The organism is Pseudomonas sp. GV047 (assembly GCF_003058245.1).
In the GTDB taxonomy this organism is placed as follows: domain Bacteria; phylum Pseudomonadota; class Gammaproteobacteria; order Pseudomonadales; family Pseudomonadaceae; genus Aquipseudomonas; species Aquipseudomonas marginalis.
The window spans coordinates 71,360-85,846 of sequence record NZ_QCWA01000019.1; the positions used below are offsets into that span (position 1 = coordinate 71,360).

Annotated in this window: 16 protein-coding genes; 7 read left to right on the plus strand and 9 right to left on the minus strand. The window is 59.1% G+C overall.

Annotated features, from left to right (window positions below; translation table 11 throughout):
* The first annotated feature begins 8 nt into the window (after positions 1-8).
* From trpD to C8K58_RS30300, 3 genes are all read left to right on the plus strand, one after another.
* A complete protein-coding gene (gene trpD, locus C8K58_RS30290) occupies positions 9-1,058 on the plus strand; it encodes an anthranilate phosphoribosyltransferase (protein WP_027605895.1) in 1,050 nt (349 codons plus the stop codon).
* Positions 1,055-1,891, plus strand: a complete 837-nt coding sequence (gene trpC / locus C8K58_RS30295) for an indole-3-glycerol phosphate synthase TrpC (RefSeq protein ID WP_027605894.1) — start codon at positions 1,055-1,057, stop codon at positions 1,889-1,891. Before trpD ends, trpC begins: the two co-directional genes overlap by 4 nt.
* Before the next feature lie 142 nt (positions 1,892-2,033).
* Positions 2,034-2,729, plus strand: a complete 696-nt coding sequence (locus C8K58_RS30300) for a lipoate--protein ligase family protein (protein WP_108574830.1) — start codon at positions 2,034-2,036, stop codon at positions 2,727-2,729.
* Here the strand turns inward: C8K58_RS30300 and crp are convergent.
* Positions 2,726-3,370, minus strand: a complete 645-nt coding sequence (gene crp / locus C8K58_RS30305) for a cAMP-activated global transcriptional regulator CRP (protein ID WP_027605892.1) — start codon at positions 3,368-3,370, stop codon at positions 2,726-2,728. The genes C8K58_RS30300 and crp overlap by 4 nt on opposite strands.
* A gap of 244 nt (positions 3,371-3,614) precedes the next feature.
* Between crp and C8K58_RS30310 the strand changes: the two genes are divergently transcribed.
* Positions 3,615-4,037 carry an OsmC family protein gene (locus C8K58_RS30310; protein ID WP_005792019.1) on the plus strand — a complete coding sequence of 141 codons (423 nt, stop codon included), beginning with the start codon at positions 3,615-3,617 and terminating at the stop codon, positions 4,035-4,037.
* A 62-nt stretch (positions 4,038-4,099) separates the two neighbouring features.
* Here the strand turns inward: C8K58_RS30310 and coq7 are convergent, their stop codons facing one another.
* From coq7 to hemJ, 6 genes are all read right to left on the minus strand, one after another.
* The gene (coq7, locus tag C8K58_RS30315; RefSeq protein WP_108574831.1) at positions 4,100-4,747 is read right to left on the minus strand and encodes a 2-polyprenyl-3-methyl-6-methoxy-1,4-benzoquinone monooxygenase; all 648 of its coding nucleotides are present in this window, start codon (positions 4,745-4,747) and stop codon (positions 4,100-4,102) included.
* Positions 4,748-4,864: 117 nt separating this feature from the next.
* Complete coding sequence (locus tag C8K58_RS30320) at positions 4,865-5,203, minus strand: histidine triad nucleotide-binding protein (protein ID WP_098467455.1); 339 nt, start codon at positions 5,201-5,203, stop codon at positions 4,865-4,867.
* Positions 5,204-5,249: 46 nt separating this feature from the next.
* Positions 5,250-6,038, minus strand: a complete 789-nt coding sequence (locus tag C8K58_RS30325) for an SDR family oxidoreductase (RefSeq protein WP_108574832.1) — start codon at positions 6,036-6,038, stop codon at positions 5,250-5,252.
* A 62-nt stretch (positions 6,039-6,100) separates the two neighbouring features.
* Positions 6,101-7,063 carry a DUF805 domain-containing protein gene (locus tag C8K58_RS30330; protein WP_027605889.1) on the minus strand — a complete coding sequence of 321 codons (963 nt, stop codon included), beginning with the start codon at positions 7,061-7,063 and terminating at the stop codon, positions 6,101-6,103.
* 69 nt (positions 7,064-7,132) lie between these two features.
* Positions 7,133-8,095, minus strand: a complete 963-nt coding sequence (locus C8K58_RS30335; RefSeq protein WP_027605888.1) for a nitronate monooxygenase family protein — start codon at positions 8,093-8,095, stop codon at positions 7,133-7,135.
* Positions 8,096-8,118: 23 nt separating this feature from the next.
* The gene (gene hemJ, locus C8K58_RS30340) at positions 8,119-8,547 is read right to left on the minus strand and encodes a protoporphyrinogen oxidase HemJ (RefSeq protein WP_027605887.1); all 429 of its coding nucleotides are present in this window, start codon (positions 8,545-8,547) and stop codon (positions 8,119-8,121) included.
* Positions 8,548-8,682: 135 nt separating this feature from the next.
* Here hemJ and argC point away from each other — a divergent pair, with 135 nt between their 5' ends.
* The gene (argC, locus tag C8K58_RS30345; protein ID WP_092355503.1) at positions 8,683-9,717 is read left to right on the plus strand and encodes an N-acetyl-gamma-glutamyl-phosphate reductase; all 1,035 of its coding nucleotides are present in this window, start codon (positions 8,683-8,685) and stop codon (positions 9,715-9,717) included.
* Between the two features lie 165 nt (positions 9,718-9,882).
* Positions 9,883-10,233, plus strand: a complete 351-nt coding sequence (gene erpA, locus C8K58_RS30350; protein WP_003176443.1) for an iron-sulfur cluster insertion protein ErpA — start codon at positions 9,883-9,885, stop codon at positions 10,231-10,233.
* 91 nt (positions 10,234-10,324) lie between these two features.
* On the opposite strand, the gene C8K58_RS30355 is transcribed toward erpA, so the two are convergent.
* A complete protein-coding gene (locus C8K58_RS30355) occupies positions 10,325-11,416 on the minus strand; it encodes an anhydro-N-acetylmuramic acid kinase (protein WP_092355500.1) in 1,092 nt (363 codons plus the stop codon).
* Positions 11,417-11,419: 3 nt separating this feature from the next.
* Positions 11,420-12,838 (minus strand): peptidoglycan DD-metalloendopeptidase family protein, encoded by a 1,419-nt coding sequence (locus tag C8K58_RS30360; RefSeq protein WP_027605884.1) that lies wholly within the window; start codon positions 12,836-12,838, stop codon positions 11,420-11,422.
* 208 nt (positions 12,839-13,046) lie between these two features.
* Between C8K58_RS30360 and tyrS the strand changes: the two genes are divergently transcribed.
* Entirely contained in the window at positions 13,047-14,246 is a 1,200-nt protein-coding gene (gene tyrS / locus C8K58_RS30370) for a tyrosine--tRNA ligase (protein WP_027605883.1), read from the plus strand.
* Positions 14,247-14,487 lie beyond the last annotated feature (241 nt).

Below are 14,487 nucleotides of genomic sequence, written 5' to 3' on the forward strand. Positions count from 1 at the left end.
GACTTTCCATGGATATCAAGACTGCCCTGAGCCGTATCGTCGGCCATCTGGACCTGAGCACCGCTGAAATGAGCGATGTGATGCGCGAAATCATGACCGGTCAATGCACCGACGCGCAGATCGGCGCTTTCATGATGGCGATGCGCATGAAGAGTGAAAGCATCGACGAGATCGTCGGTGCCGTATCGGTGATGCGTGAGCTGGCGGACAAGGTCGAGCTCAAGACTCTCGACGGCGTGGTCGACGTGGTCGGCACCGGCGGTGACGGTGCGAACATCTTCAACGTCTCGACGGCCTCGTCCTTTGTGGTGGCGGCGGCGGGCTGCACCGTGGCCAAGCACGGTAACCGCGCGGTGTCCGGCAAGAGCGGCAGTGCCGACCTGCTGGAAGCGGCCGGTATCTACCTGAACCTCACGCCGGTACAAGTGGCGCGCTGCATCGACAACGTCGGCATCGGCTTTATGTTTGCCCAGTCCCATCATGGTGCAATGAAGCACGCCGCCGGCCCACGCAAGGACCTTGGCCTGCGTACCCTGTTCAACATGCTCGGCCCGCTTACGAATCCGGCCGGTGTGAAGCACCAGGTGGTAGGCGTGTTCAGCCAGGCGCTGTGCCGGCCATTGGCTGAAGTACTCCAACGCATGGGCAGCAAGCATGTGCTGGTGGTGCATTCCAAAGACGGCCTGGACGAGTTCAGCCTGGCGGCGCCAACGTTTGTGGCGGAGCTGAAGGATGACCAGATCAGCGAATACTGGGTCGAACCGGAAGACTTGGGCATGAAGAGCCAGAGCCTGCACGGCCTGGCGGTGGAAAGCCCGGCGGCGTCCCTGGAGCTGATTCGCGATGCCCTGGGGCGTCGTAAGACCGAGAACGGTCAAAAAGCCGCGGAAATGATTGTTCTGAATGCTGGCGCGGCACTTTACGCAGCCGATCATGCCTATAGTCTTAAGGAAGGTGTCGAATTGGCCCACGATGCGCTGCACACCGGTCTGGCTCGTGAAAAGCTCGAAGAGCTGGGAGCATTCACCGCTGTATTCAAGATGGAGAATGAAGGATGAGTGTGCCGACCGTTCTGGAAAAAATCCTGGCCCGCAAGGCTGAAGAAGTCGCCGAACGCCGTTCCCGTGTGAGCCTGGCCGAGTTGGAAGCCCAAGCGAAAGCCGCTGACGCACCGCGTGGATTTGCCAAGGCACTGATCGCCCAGGCCAAGCTCAAGCAGCCGGCCGTGATCGCCGAGATCAAGAAAGCATCGCCGAGCAAGGGCGTGATCCGCGAAAACTTTGTACCGGCGGAAATCGCTCTCAGCTACGAGAAGGGTGGGGCGACGTGCCTGTCGGTACTCACTGACATCGATTTTTTCCAGGGTTCCGACCTGTTCCTGCAGCAGGCCCGCGCCGCGTGCAAGTTGCCGGTGATCCGCAAGGATTTCATGGTCGATCCGTACCAGATCGTCGAAGCCCGTGCCTTGGGTGCCGACTGTGTGTTGTTGATTGTCTCCGCATTGGATGACGTGAAGATGGCCGAGCTGGCGGCCGTGGCCAAAAGCGTTGGCCTGGATGTGCTGGTGGAGGTGCACGACGGCGATGAGCTGGAGCGCGCGCTGAAAACCCTCGACACACCGCTGGTGGGGGTCAACAACCGTAACCTGCATACCTTCGAAGTCAGCCTGGAAAACACCCTCGACCTGCTGCCGCGTATTCCGCGCGATCGCCTGGTGATTACCGAAAGTGGCATCGTCAACCGTGCCGATGTGGAGCTGATGGAAATCAGTGACGTTTATTCGTTCCTGGTGGGTGAGACCTTCATGCGTGCCGAGAACCCGGGGGCGGAACTGCAGCGTCTGTTCTTCCCGGAGCGTGGCGTGGCGGTCAGTGGTTCCACTCTCGATTGATTTGAAATGCGATCAACGTGTGGGAGGGGGCTTGCCCCGATGGCGGCGGTTCAGTTGGAGCATTCTCGACTGACACACCGCTATCGGGGGCAAGCCCCCTCCCACATTTGGGTTTGTGTTTATTCAGATAGGTAGGTGCCCATTGATCCAGCCAGTGTCGATGCGTGTTGAAGCAGGCCTTGCCGCCGAGCAAGCCTTGCTGGCCGCCGTTTGCGCGGATGAGCAGGCGTTTGGGTTGTTGTTCTGGCAGCCCAGCGACCAGGCACTGGTGATGCCACGCCGCTTGAGCCGATTGCCTGCTTTCGATGTCGCCAGCCGCGTGTCTGCGGATGCCGGTTGGCCGGTGCTCTTGCGCGAAACCGGCGGCGAACCGGTGCCGCAGTCCAGCGCCACGGTCAATATCGCCCTGGTCTACGCTCCGCCGCGCAGTGAGGGTGATCAAGGTCGCATCGAAACCGGTTACCAGCGTCTATGCCAGCCGATCTGCGATTTACTTATCGAGTTGGGCGGCGATGCCTCCGTCGGGGAAATCGACGGTGCATTCTGCGACGGTCGTTACAACGTCAACCTCAACGGGCGCAAAATGGTCGGTACTGCCCAGCGTTGGCGGCAAGGCGGGGGCCGCCCGGTGGGGTTGGTGCACGGTGCGTTGTTGCTGGATAACGATCGTGAAGAACTGATCGCGGCGGTCAACCGCTTCAACCAAGCCTGCGGCCTGGAGCAACGGGTTCGCGCCGACAGCCATATTGCCCTGCACGAAGCCTTCCCCGCGCCGGACGCAATCAGCCGGCTGGACACCTTGTACCGACAAATACTGGCCAGCTTCCTGCCGGCTTAACGGGTACCGAACACCACCATCGTCTTGCCTTTGACGTGCACCAGGTTGCGCTCTTCCAGATCCTTGAGCACGCGGCCGACCATCTCCCGTGAACAACCGACAATGCGCCCGATTTCCTGGCGGGTGATCTTGATCTGCATGCCGTCGGGGTGAGTCATTGCATCGGGCTGCTTGCACAGCTCCAGCAAGCAACGGGCCACACGTCCGGTGACGTCGAAGAACGCCAGGTCGCCAACCTTGCGCGTAGTGTCTCGCAGGCGCTGGGCGATCTGACCACTGAGGGCGTAGAGAATATCGGGGTCCTGCTGGGCGAGTTCGCGAAACTTTGCGTAACTGATCTCGGCCACTTCGCACTCGACCTTGGTCCGCACCCAGGCGCTGCGCTCCTGCTCCTTGCCTGCTTGTTCAAACAGCCCCAGCTCGCCGAAAAAATCCCCGGTGTTCAGGTAGGCGATGATCATTTCGCGGCCGTCTTCATCCTCGATCAGGATGGTGACTGAGCCCTTGATAATGAAAAACAGTGTTTCGGAGCGCTCACCGGCGCAGATGATGTTGTGCTTGGCGGGGTGGCGCCGGCGCTGGCAGTGCATCAGCAACTTGTCGAGATTCTTGATCTTGGGTATGGGCGTAAGAGCAACCATGGTTGTATCCCGAAAGGCAGCGCGAGGTGGTTGGAGTTGTTGTACTCAGCGGTATCGGCATTGATACACGTTGTATAAGGGTGGCAATACGCCACTCCTTTGGCGCCAGCTTAACAGACACATTCTGACTCGATTAGCGAATTTTCCGAGTCAGCTCCGTTATTGATCGCTTTGATGGGAAGCGCGGTTGCGCCCGGGCCCTGTGCTAAGCTGGCGACCCTTTTTTAGCAGTGGAGTCTGGGCGATGAAGGCACGCATCCAATGGGCGGGCGAAGCCATGTTCCTCGGTGAGTCGGGCAGTGGCCATGTGGTGGTCATGGATGGCCCGCCGGAAGCCGGTGGCCGTAACCTGGGCGTACGCCCGATGGAAATGCTCCTGCTTGGTGTGGGCGGTTGCAGCAATTTCGACGTGGTCAGCATCCTGAAAAAATCCCGCCAGGCCGTGGAAAGCTGCGAAGCCTTCCTGGAAGCCGAGCGCGCCACTGAAGATCCCAAGGTGTTTACCAAGATCCACATGCATTTCGTGGTGAAGGGCCGGGCGTTGAAAGAAGCCCAGGTCAAGCGTGCTATCGAGTTGTCGGCCGAGAAATACTGCTCGGCGTCAATCATGCTCGGCGCGGCGGGTGTGGCCATCACCCATGACTACGAGATCATCGAGTTGGGTTGACCGCCAATCGGCAAAAGAAAAGGGCGCTTCGATAGCGCCCTTTTTTGCAGCCGCAGGTTTAGTCAGATGCGGTAGGTGCTTTTGGTCATGACCTTGGCCAGCAGGCTCATGCCGACTCTCACTGGCGCCGGGAAGCGGAAACCGCCGGCATCCAATGCACTTTCGGCGTGGTGCTCCTCATCAATACGCATCTGCTCAAGAATCGCCCGGGACTTTTCGTCATCGGCCGGCAGTTGCTCCAGATGTTCATCCAGGTGCTTGCATACTTGATGTTCCGTCGCGGCGACAAAGCCGAGGCTGACCTTGTCGCTGATCAAGCCGGCAGCCGCGCCGATGCCGAATGACAAACCGTAGAACAGCGGGTTGAGCACGCTGGGATGGCTACCCAACTGGCGAATACGTTGCTCGCACCAGGCCAGGTGATCGATTTCTTCCTCGGCCGCATGCTCCATGGCCGCGCGCACCTGCGGCAGCTTGGCGGTCAGGGCCTGGCCCTGGTACAGCGCCTGGGCACAGACTTCACCGGTATGGTTGATACGCATCAGGCCTGCGACATGGCGGGTCTCGGTCTCGCTCATCTGCGCGTCAGGCTGCACGATGGCGGGCGACGGGCGGTACGGTTGGCCGCTGAAGGGCAGCAGTGTGCGCATGGCCATGTCGGCTTGCAGCAACAGACGGTCAATGGGCGAGTAGTGACGTTGGGTAGTCATGCTGAACTCCGGGAAGAATCTCGGCGGCCAGTTTACCGCAAGAGAGAGGAACGCGTTTGCCCTGAGTCAAGGGCATGGGGGCGCAGCCTTGGGCTGCGCCCCTTGTAGCGGGCTATTTCAGCCCGGCGGCCAGTTCATCTGGCGCTGGCCCAGCACATGCATATGGATGTGGTAAACGGTCTGCCCGCCTTTCGGGTTGCAATTCATCACCACCCGGAAGCCTTCTTCACAGCCTTGTTCCACCGCCAGGCGCTGGGCCGTGAACAGAATATGGCCGGCCAGGGCTTTGTCTTCCTCGGTCAGGTCATTGAGGGTGGCGATGTGTTTTTTCGGGATGACCAGGAAATGCACGGGCGCTGCCGGGTGGATGTCCTTGAAGGCCAGGACTTGATCATCTTCATAGATGATATCCGCAGGTATTTCCCGGTTGATGATTTTGGTGAACAGAGTATCCACAGCTGTTTCTCCGTTATGAAAGTGCAAGGTGAGTGTACCCAGGCGATCAGCGCGGGCAATAGGCCTTGTTGATCGCCCCGGCGATCTTGCGAGTCAACCAGCGTGGGCTGAAACGCGGGCTGAAGGCCAGCCAGCGATTACGTCGTCCAGGAATGATGATGGCTTTGTTCTTTTCCAGTGCGCGCACGGTATAGAGCGCCACTTCTTCCGGGCTCATCAATTGCTCGCTGCGCTCGAGTCTGGCGGTGTCCATCTGCGCCGTACCGAAGAAGGCGGTGCGCGTAGGACCGGGGCAAAGCACCGAGACCTTGATGCCACAGGTCTTCAGTTCTTCGCGCAAGCCTTCGGAGAAATGCAGCACGTAGGCCTTGCTGGCGTAGTAGCTGCTCATCCACGGGCCGGGTTGGAACGCGGCGACCGAGGCGACGTTGAGAATCTGCCCGCCACCGTGCAGCGCCATGGTGTTGCCCAGGGCGTGACAAATGCGGGTGAGGGCAAGGATGTTGACTTCGATGAGGTCTTGTTCGGTCATCCAGTCCTGGGCCAGGAATGGCCCGCTGGTGCCAATGCCAGCGCAGTTCACCAGCAAATCGATCTGCCGCTCGCCTTCTTCCAGCTCCAGCAGGAACCCGGACAAGCGCAATGGCTCGCCGAGATCGCATGCCCGAAACAGCACCTCGACGCCGAAGCGTTGGGTCAATTCGATTGCAATGTTTTCCAACTGATCACGCTGGCGGGCCACCAGAATCAAGCTGCGGCCGCGACGGGCCAGGGCTTCGGCCAAAGCCAGGCCGATGCCGCTGGTGGCACCGGTGATCAGAGCGTAACGGGTCATGCCTTTCTCCATCGCAACACGCCGCGCCTGGGATGGAGGCATCGCAGGCGCGGCGCGTTTCTTTACTGTTCTGGAGAGTCTACAGGTTCGGCCGCGTCGTCAGCACTTTGCGCGTCTTCTTCGTCGACGATCACGCTTTGATCGGCGTCTTCATCGGAAGTGATGGAGCTGCTTTCGTAGCTGCTGTCCACGTTGGTTTCGAGTTGATCCAGGTAGCCGTTCATGCCCAGCGACACCACGATGATGAGCATCAGCGGGATGAATGCCAGCCACAGCGAGGCCAGGACCTTCACCGCGGTGGAGTTGCGCGGTGGCGGTGCGCCGTACTGGTTGGCGCCGGTGTTACCTGGCATGACCAACAGCAGCAGCGGGAAAATACTGTTCACCAGCGGTACCAGGTTCAGCAGGTACAACCAGCCGGACCAGCCCAGATCGTGCAGGCGCTGCACGCCGATCTGCACGCTCACGACCACAACCGCGACGAACAGCGCGAAGCCCAGCAGCGAGCCGAGGATAATGGCTATCGTCGGCGACGCGGTTGCGATGGCAAAGCCCACAGTACTGAGGATGCCGGCTGCGACGAGCATGGCGACTGTCAGTACCAGCGTCCATGCCAGGTACCGCAGACGACCAATACGGCCATTGATGGTGAAGACCTTGAGGGTGGCGTATTCCGGCAGGCTTTCACCTACGGCGGCACGCGGTGGTGCGTACGGCGAAGCCGCAGGACGGGAGAAGTCCGCAGCGCTGGAATCTGTTTCGTGGGTTTCGGCAAGGCTGAAGGCTACGGGCTGTTCGGCCTCGATACGCGCGTCGACCCCGGCGTTTTTCAGCGCGGTGAGGTAGGTTTCGGCGTCGGGGCGGGACAGGTCGCGTTTCAGTGCAACAACGCGGCCGGTGAAGAGTTTCTCGATGTCCTCGACCGTGCTCTTGAACAGTTCAGCCAGGTTCAGCTTGGCTGTGGTGCTTTCGACACCCGGGAGCAGGGCCCCATCAAACACAATCTTGAAACGGTTGTCGCTCATGCGGGCATCCTTGTCACTGAATCAGTGGGGTAGTGCAGGCCTGCTCGATCGGCAGGCCTTGCGGTTGGGTCAGCGTGGCCAGCGCAACTGTGTCGCCTGCTCGCGCGCCTTGCGGTATTCGGCATCCAGGCGGGCAACGAGTTCATCGACGCCGGGTAAATCATTAATCTCACCGACACCTTGGCCTGCAGACCATACGGTCTTCCAGGCCTTGGCTTCGTCGCTCAGCGGCTTGAGCTTGGAGCCGAAGTTTACTTCGCCTTTGCCCTGCAGGGCAGCGAGGTCGAAACCGGCATTTTCCAGGCTCTGGCGCATAAAGCTTGCGGGCACGCCGGAGACTGCGGGAGTGTGCACGATGTCGGCGGCGCGCGATGTGAGCAGCATCTCTTTATACGCATCCGGGGCGTGGCTTTCGGTGGTACCGATAAACCGTGTGCCGAAATACGCCAGGTCTGCCCCCAGCAACTGGGCGGCGAGTATCTCATGGCCGTGGTTAAGGCAGCCGGCCAGCAGCAGGGTTTTGTCGAAGAATTGGCGAATCTCCGCGATCAGCGAAAACGGGCTCCAGGTACCGGCATGGCCACCGGCGCCTGCGGCCACGGCGATCAGGCCGTCGACACCGGCTTCAGCGGCTTTTTCGGCATGGCGACGGGTAGTGACATCGTGAAACACCAGGCCGCCATAGCTGTGCACCGCATCTACCACTTCTTTCACTGCGCCCAGGCTGGTAATCACGATCGGCACCTTGTGCTCAACACAGATCGCCAGGTCAGCCTCAAGGCGAGGGTTGCTGTTGTGCACGATCAGGTTGACGGCGTAGGGGGCAGGATTGTCCAGCTGCGCCAGGCCCGCTTCGATTTCCTCCAGCCAGGCCTTGAAGCCACTGCTCTCGCGCTGGTTGAGCGCCGGGAAGCTGCCGACCACGCCGTTGCGGCAGCAGGCCAGCACCAATTGCGGATTGGAAATCAGGAACATCGGCGCCACCACCACGGGCAGGTGCAGACGTTGTTCAAGCAGAGTGGGCAGCGACATTGGAGGTACCCCGAGTAATGACGTTAGAACGGTTTGACCACGACCAAAATTACGATAGCCAGCAATATCAGAACCGGGACTTCATTGAACCAGCGATAAAAGACATGGCTGCGGGTGTTTTCGCCACGGGCGAAACGTTTTACCTGCGCGCCGCACATATGGTGGTAGCCAATCAGGAACACTACCAGGGTCAACTTGGCGTGGATCCAGGCGCCCGATTGAAAGATGCCGGGGTTAAGGGCTATCAGCCAGATACCGAACACCAGGCTGGCCAGCATCGCCGGGCCCATGATGCCGCGGTAGAGCTTGCGCTCCATGACGCTGAAGCGTTCCTTGCTGACAGTGTCCTCGCTTTGAGCGTGGTAGACGAACAGGCGCGGCAGGTAGAACAGCCCGGCAAACCAGCAGACGATGCTGACGATATGGAAGGCTTTGACCCATAGATAAAGCATTTTTAGTTATTCCCAGGTTCACGGTAGCGCAGATAGTAGTGGCTCATGCGCCCATACGTCACGTTGACGGTTGTCGCAGGACGATACGGCCCCTATTATCGACGGCTTTCCAGTGGGTTCGTTGAGGGCAGGTTTATGGTCAAGGTCGGTATCGTCGGCGGCACGGGTTACACCGGTGTCGAATTGCTGCGTCTGTTGGCCCAGCATCCGCAAGCTGAGGTGGTGGTCATTACCTCTCGATCCGAGGCTGGCCTGGCCGTGGCCGATATGTACCCGAACCTGCGAGGCCACTACGACGGCCTGGCGTTCAGTGTTCCGGACATCAACACCCTTGGTGCCTGCGATGTAGTGTTCTTTGCCACCCCCCATGGCGTTGCCCATGCGTTGGCTGGCGAACTGCTGGCCGCTGGTACCAAGGTCATCGACCTGTCGGCGGACTTCCGCCTGCAAGACGCCGACGAATGGGCCAAGTGGTACGGCCAGCCTCACGGTGCACCGGAACTGTTGGAAGAGGCGGTGTACGGCCTGCCGGAAGTCAATCGTGAGCAGATCAAGCAGGCACGCTTGATCGCCGTGCCGGGTTGCTACCCGACGGCGACGCAACTGGGCTTCCTGCCGTTGCTCGAGGCCGGGCTGGCGGATGCTTCGCGCCTGATCGCAGACTGTAAGTCGGGTGTCAGCGGTGCCGGTCGTGGAGCAGCGGTAGGTTCCTTGTACTCCGAGACGTCGGAAAGCATGAAGGCTTACGCAGTAAAAGGGCATCGCCATCTGCCGGAGATTCGTCAGGGGCTGCGTCGCGCCGCCGGCAAAGACGTAGGCCTGACCTTCGTGCCACACCTGACGCCGATGATTCGTGGCATTCATTCCACGTTGTACGCCACCGTGGTCGAACGTTCGGTAGACCTGCAGGCGTTGTTTGAAAAGCGTTATGCCAACGAGCCGTTCGTCGATGTGATGCCTGCTGGCAGCCATCCGGAAACCCGCAGTGTGCGAGGCGCCAACGTGTGTCGGATTGCGGTGCATCGTCCGCAGGATGGTGACCTGGTGGTGGTGTTGTCGGTGATCGACAACCTCGTCAAGGGCGCGTCGGGCCAGGCGGTGCAGAACATGAACATCCTGTTTGGCCTGGATGAAAAGCTGGGTCTGTCCCACGCCGGCATGCTGCCTTAATACCATTGGCAGAGTGTGCAAAAGGCCCGTTGATCGGGCCTTTTGTGTTTCTAATGGCGGCGATGCAGATTGATATACCGTAACAATAGTTGACCGCTTTTCTAGGAGAAGCGGATAATGCCCGCCATTACGCATATGGCGGCGCTACGCCGGGAGATTATCAGCATGAGCGTTGAATCCTTCACCCCCACGGCTTTGCAATTTACCCACGGTGCTGCGCACAAGGTGAAGAGCCTGGTCGATGAAGAGGGTAATGATCGCTTGAAGCTGCGCGTATTCGTTACGGGCGGCGGTTGTTCAGGGTTTCAGTACGGTTTCACCTTCGATGAAGATGTGGCTGACGATGACACCATCGTTGAGCGCGAAGGCGTTAGCCTGGTCGTGGACCCGATGAGCTTCCAATACTTGGCAGGCGCCGAGGTGGATTACCAGGAGGGTCTGGAGGGTTCGCGTTTCGTGATCAAGAACCCTAACGCGACCACTACCTGTGGTTGCGGCTCTTCGTTCTCGATCTGATCGACAGCCTGATCTACAACGAATAAAAACGCCGCTTGGCTTTGATCGGCCAAGCGGCGTTTTGCTGTCTGCGATTCTGGCGAGGTGTTCGTCAGGCTGGGTAGATCGCGCCAAGTACCCTTAGCCCGCGTGCGCCGGTGACACTGGGCCGGTTGGCGGCAATGCCTTCCAGGCAGCAGTGAGCCAGCCAGGCGAAGGCCATGGCTTCGACCCAGTCCGGGTCTACGCCGTGGGTGGCGGTGCTGCTGACTTGAGTGGATGGCAACAACGCGGCCAGACGATTCATCATTGTGGTGTTATGGGCGCCGCCGCCACAGACGAGTAACGTTTCTGTCTCGGGCTGCGCGGTTTGCAGGGCCTCGACGATGGTCAGGACGGTCAGCTCCAGCAGGCTGGCCTGTACGTCCTGGGGTTCAAAGGCGGGCAGGCGGCCAAGATGCTGGTGCAGCCACTCGAGGTTGAACACTTCACGGCCGGTGCTTTTCGGGCCTTTGGTCAGGAAGAATGGATCGCTGAGTAGGGCCGTGAGTAGTTGAGGCTCGACCTTGCCACTACCCGCCCACTGCCCATCACGGTCAAAGTGTTCGCCGCGCTGCTGTTGAATCCAGGCGTCCAGCAGCACATTGCCTGGGCCGCAGTCGAAGCCGGCTACGGGCTTGCCGGTTTCGATCAAGCTGAGATTGCTGAAGCCCCCAATATTCAACACTGCACGGTTGCCGGTGCTTTCGCCAAACAACGCCTCATGAAAGGCGGGCACCAGAGGCGCGCCCTGGCCGCCAGCGGCAACGTCGCGGCTGCGGAAGTCGCTGACTACGCTGATGCCCGTCAGCTCCGCAAGCAATGCCGGGTTGCCGATCTGCACGGTAAAGCCTCGGGCGGGTTCGTGACGGATGGTCTGGCCATGGCTGCCGATCGCGCGTATGTCTTGAGGCTTGAGGTCGTGCTGGTCGAGCACCGTGTGAATGCCGTGGGCGGCGAGTGTGACCCAATGCTGCTGGGCTATCGCTGAGCGGGCAATCTCATCCGGGCCGCTGGCGCACAGGCTTAACAGCTCTGCGCGCAGGGTGTCCGGCATCGGTGTGTAGTGGGTGGCGATCAGATTGATCGCCGAGCCTTGTTCGATCAGGGCGATGTCCAGGCCATCGAGGCTGGTCCCGGACATTACACCTATATAGAACGGCATACCTTAACGCTTCGCCGAAGCAAGCAGGGTGGAGCGCTCCTGGTCCATGCGCGCCATCAGCGGCTGGCTCTGTTGCATAAAGCGTGCGCGCTCGGCCTTGGCGATCGGGTCGGCCATCGGCAGCTTCTGTCCCAATGGGTCAACGTGCACACCATTGACCTGGAACTCGTAGTGCAAGTGCGGGCCGGTGGACAGGCCAGTGGTGCCGATGTAACCGATTACTTGGCCTTGCTTCACGTTGCCGCCGGTTTTCACACCCTTGGCGAAACCTTGCATATGGCCATACAGGGTGCGGTAGGTGTTGCCGTGCTGGATGATCACCGTGTTGCCGTAGCCACCGCGGCGTCCTGCGAGCAGGACCTTGCCATCGCCGGCCGCCTTGATAGGCGTACCGCGTGGGGCGGCATAGTCGACGCCTTTGTGGGCGCGGATTTTGTTCAGAATTGGATGCTTGCGACCCATGGAGAAACGCGAGCTAATACGAGCGAAATCCACCGGGGTGCGGATAAAGGCCTTGCGCATGCTGTTGCCGTCGGCGGTGTAGTAGCTGCTGTTGCCTTGCTTGTTGGTGTAACGCACTGCGGTGTAGGTCTTGCCACGGTTGGTGAAGCGTGCGGAGAGAATGTTGCCGGTGCCGACCACTTTGCCGTTGGCGACTTTCTGCTCGTAGATCACGTCGAATTCATCACCCTGGCGGATGTCCTGGGCGAAGTCGATGTCGTAGCCAAACACGCTGGCCATGTCCATGGTCATGCTATGGGACAAGCCGGCGCGCGCGGCAGATTGCGACAGTGAGCTGTTGATCACGCCGTGAACGTAGGCAGAGCGCATGACTGGCTTGGTGGTAATACGGTTGAAGGCAAAGCCTTTGGCGCCCTTGGTCAGGGAGATGCTCTCGAGGTCACTGACGCTGGTGTGCAGGTTGTTCAGCTGACCGTCTGGTGTCAGTTCGAACTCCAGTTTCTGGCCGTGTTTGAGCTGGGTGAATTGCTTGGCTTGTTTATCGCTGGCCAGTACATCGTTAACGGTGGCTGCGGGAAGGCCTACCTTCTCGAACAGGGTCGAAAGCGTATCGCCTTTCGCCACGATCACTTCGCGGTGTTGAGGGTTCTTGGCAGTGTCTACTACGGGTTTTCTCTGTTCTTGAACGGCTTGCTGGGTGTCTTCCTGCGTGTTTTCGATCTGGGCAAACGGCGATTCAGTGGGAGCATTTGTGGCTTGTTGGGCGTCGGAAGCGTCTTGATCTTGTGTCAGTTGTTCAACTGGACTCTCCAAGTCAAGGCTCAGGGATGTTCGTTTGGCTTCTACGTCACTGGAAGGGAATACCAGGAGTGCCAGGCTGAGAAGGGCGGCGATACCACTTGCTGCGAGCAGGTGGGTCTTCGGGTAAAGCGGCGGCGCTTTAGACGGTTCAGTGGTCATAGGTAATTTGACTTTGAAGATGAAATGGAAAAGATGAATGACATGATGAAGATGAAATAACTGTATAAAATATAACCAAATCATCTGTGGCGCAAGCTCGCGAACGCTGGGCTTGCTGAACGGTGTCCGTGCGCAGGGCAAAACTTGTAATTAGTCCCTGATCTTGTATGGTTGGTTCCCTTTTGAATCTGAGCCTTGCGGGTCTGTTATGAAGTCGGTTGAAGAGCAGCTAGCGCTGATAAAACGTGGTGCGGAAGAACTGTTGGTCGAGGCCGAGCTGATCGAAAAGCTCAAGCGTGGCCAGCCCCTGCGTATTAAGGCTGGCTTCGATCCAACGGCGCCGGACCTGCACCTGGGTCATACCGTGCTTATTAATAAGCTGCGTCAGTTCCAGGAGCTGGGGCATCAGGTGATCTTCCTTATAGGTGATTTCACCGGGATGATCGGTGATCCGAGCGGTAAGAGTGCGACACGCCCGCCGCTGACCCGTGAGCAGGTTCTCGATAATGCCGAGACCTATAAGACCCAGGTATTCAAGATTCTTGATCCGGCCAAGACCGAGGTGGCGTTTAACTCCACCTGGATGGATCAGATGGGGCCGGCGGACTTCATTCGCCTCACTTCCCAGTACACCGTGGCGCGCATGCTTGAGCGTGATGACTTCGATAAGCGCTATTCAACCAATCAGCCGATCGCGATTCATGAGTTCCTGTATCCGCTGGTTCAGGGTTATGACTCGGTAGCGCTGCGCGCGGATGTTGAGTTGGGTGGTACCGACCAGAAATTCAACCTGCTGATGGGGCGTGAGTTGCAGCGTGCTTATGGTCAGGAGGCTCAGTGCATCCTGACCATGCCGTTGTTGGAAGGATTGGATGGCGTCAAGAAAATGTCCAAGTCCCTGGGCAACTATGTCGGCATCCAGGAAGCTCCGGGTGTGATGTACGGCAAGCTGGTCTCTATCCCGGATGCCTTGATGTGGCGCTACTTCGAACTGTTGAGCTTCCGCTCGATGGATGAGATCGATGCGCTGCGTGCGGATGTAGAGGCGGGTGCCAATCCGCGTGACGTGAAGATCAAGCTGGCGGAAGAGATCGTTGCGCGCTTCCATGGTGAAGAGGCTGCGGCCAGTGCTCACCGTGCGGCGGGTAACCGCATGAGAGATGGGGAGCTGCCGGATGATCTGCCTGAGATTGAATTGACGGCTACTGAGGCCATGCCGATTGCGGCAGTCCTTAATAAGGCTGGTCTGGTGAAGAACTCGGCGGTCGCGCGTGACCTTCTGGGGTCTGGCGGTGTGCGTATAGATGGTGAGGTGGTGGATCGCACCTTTATATACGAACTGGGTGCTACCCACGTTTGTCAGGCGGGGAAGAAGGCATTTGCGCGTATTACGCTCAAATCCGAATAAACCTGAAATTAAGTGTTGACGGCGAATTGTATCTGTCTATAATTCGCCCCACTTCCGGCGCAGTCGAAACGTAAAACTCCTTGGTAAACAAAGAGTTATGCAGAATAAGGCAGCGGATTGCTTCAGTTCATCGAAGCCCAGAAGGAGTTGGTAGAGTCGTGTTGTTTGGCGCTATTAACGATTCGATCTTCTCGGTCGAAAGCGGAGAAAAAGAGGTGTTGACAGCAGCGTGTAACGCTGT

Excerpts from the sequence above, each read along its gene's own strand:
- coq7 (WP_108574831.1), bottom strand. The coding sequence starts at position 4,747 with ATGACTACCCAACGTCACTACTCGCCCATTGACCGTCTGTTGCTGCAA.
- C8K58_RS30335 (WP_027605888.1), bottom strand. The coding sequence starts at position 8,095 with ATGTCGCTGCCCACTCTGCTTGAACAACGTCTGCACCTGCCCGTGGTG.
- crp (WP_027605892.1), bottom strand. The coding sequence starts at position 3,370 with ATGGTTGCTCTTACGCCCATACCCAAGATCAAGAATCTCGACAAGTTG.
- hemJ (WP_027605887.1), bottom strand. The coding sequence starts at position 8,547 with ATGCTTTATCTATGGGTCAAAGCCTTCCATATCGTCAGCATCGTCTGC.
- argC (WP_092355503.1), top strand. The coding sequence starts at position 8,683 with ATGGTCAAGGTCGGTATCGTCGGCGGCACGGGTTACACCGGTGTCGAA.
- C8K58_RS30310 (WP_005792019.1), top strand. The coding sequence starts at position 3,615 with ATGAAGGCACGCATCCAATGGGCGGGCGAAGCCATGTTCCTCGGTGAG.
- C8K58_RS30355 (WP_092355500.1), bottom strand. The coding sequence starts at position 11,416 with ATGCCGTTCTATATAGGTGTAATGTCCGGGACCAGCCTCGATGGCCTG.
- C8K58_RS30325 (WP_108574832.1), bottom strand. The coding sequence starts at position 6,038 with ATGACCCGTTACGCTCTGATCACCGGTGCCACCAGCGGCATCGGCCTG.
- C8K58_RS30330 (WP_027605889.1), bottom strand. The coding sequence starts at position 7,063 with ATGAGCGACAACCGTTTCAAGATTGTGTTTGATGGGGCCCTGCTCCCG.
- trpC (WP_027605894.1), top strand. The coding sequence starts at position 1,055 with ATGAGTGTGCCGACCGTTCTGGAAAAAATCCTGGCCCGCAAGGCTGAA.
- tyrS (WP_027605883.1), top strand. The coding sequence starts at position 13,047 with ATGAAGTCGGTTGAAGAGCAGCTAGCGCTGATAAAACGTGGTGCGGAA.
- erpA (WP_003176443.1), top strand. The coding sequence starts at position 9,883 with ATGAGCGTTGAATCCTTCACCCCCACGGCTTTGCAATTTACCCACGGT.
- C8K58_RS30360 (WP_027605884.1), bottom strand. The coding sequence starts at position 12,838 with ATGACCACTGAACCGTCTAAAGCGCCGCCGCTTTACCCGAAGACCCAC.
- trpD (WP_027605895.1), top strand. The coding sequence starts at position 9 with ATGGATATCAAGACTGCCCTGAGCCGTATCGTCGGCCATCTGGACCTG.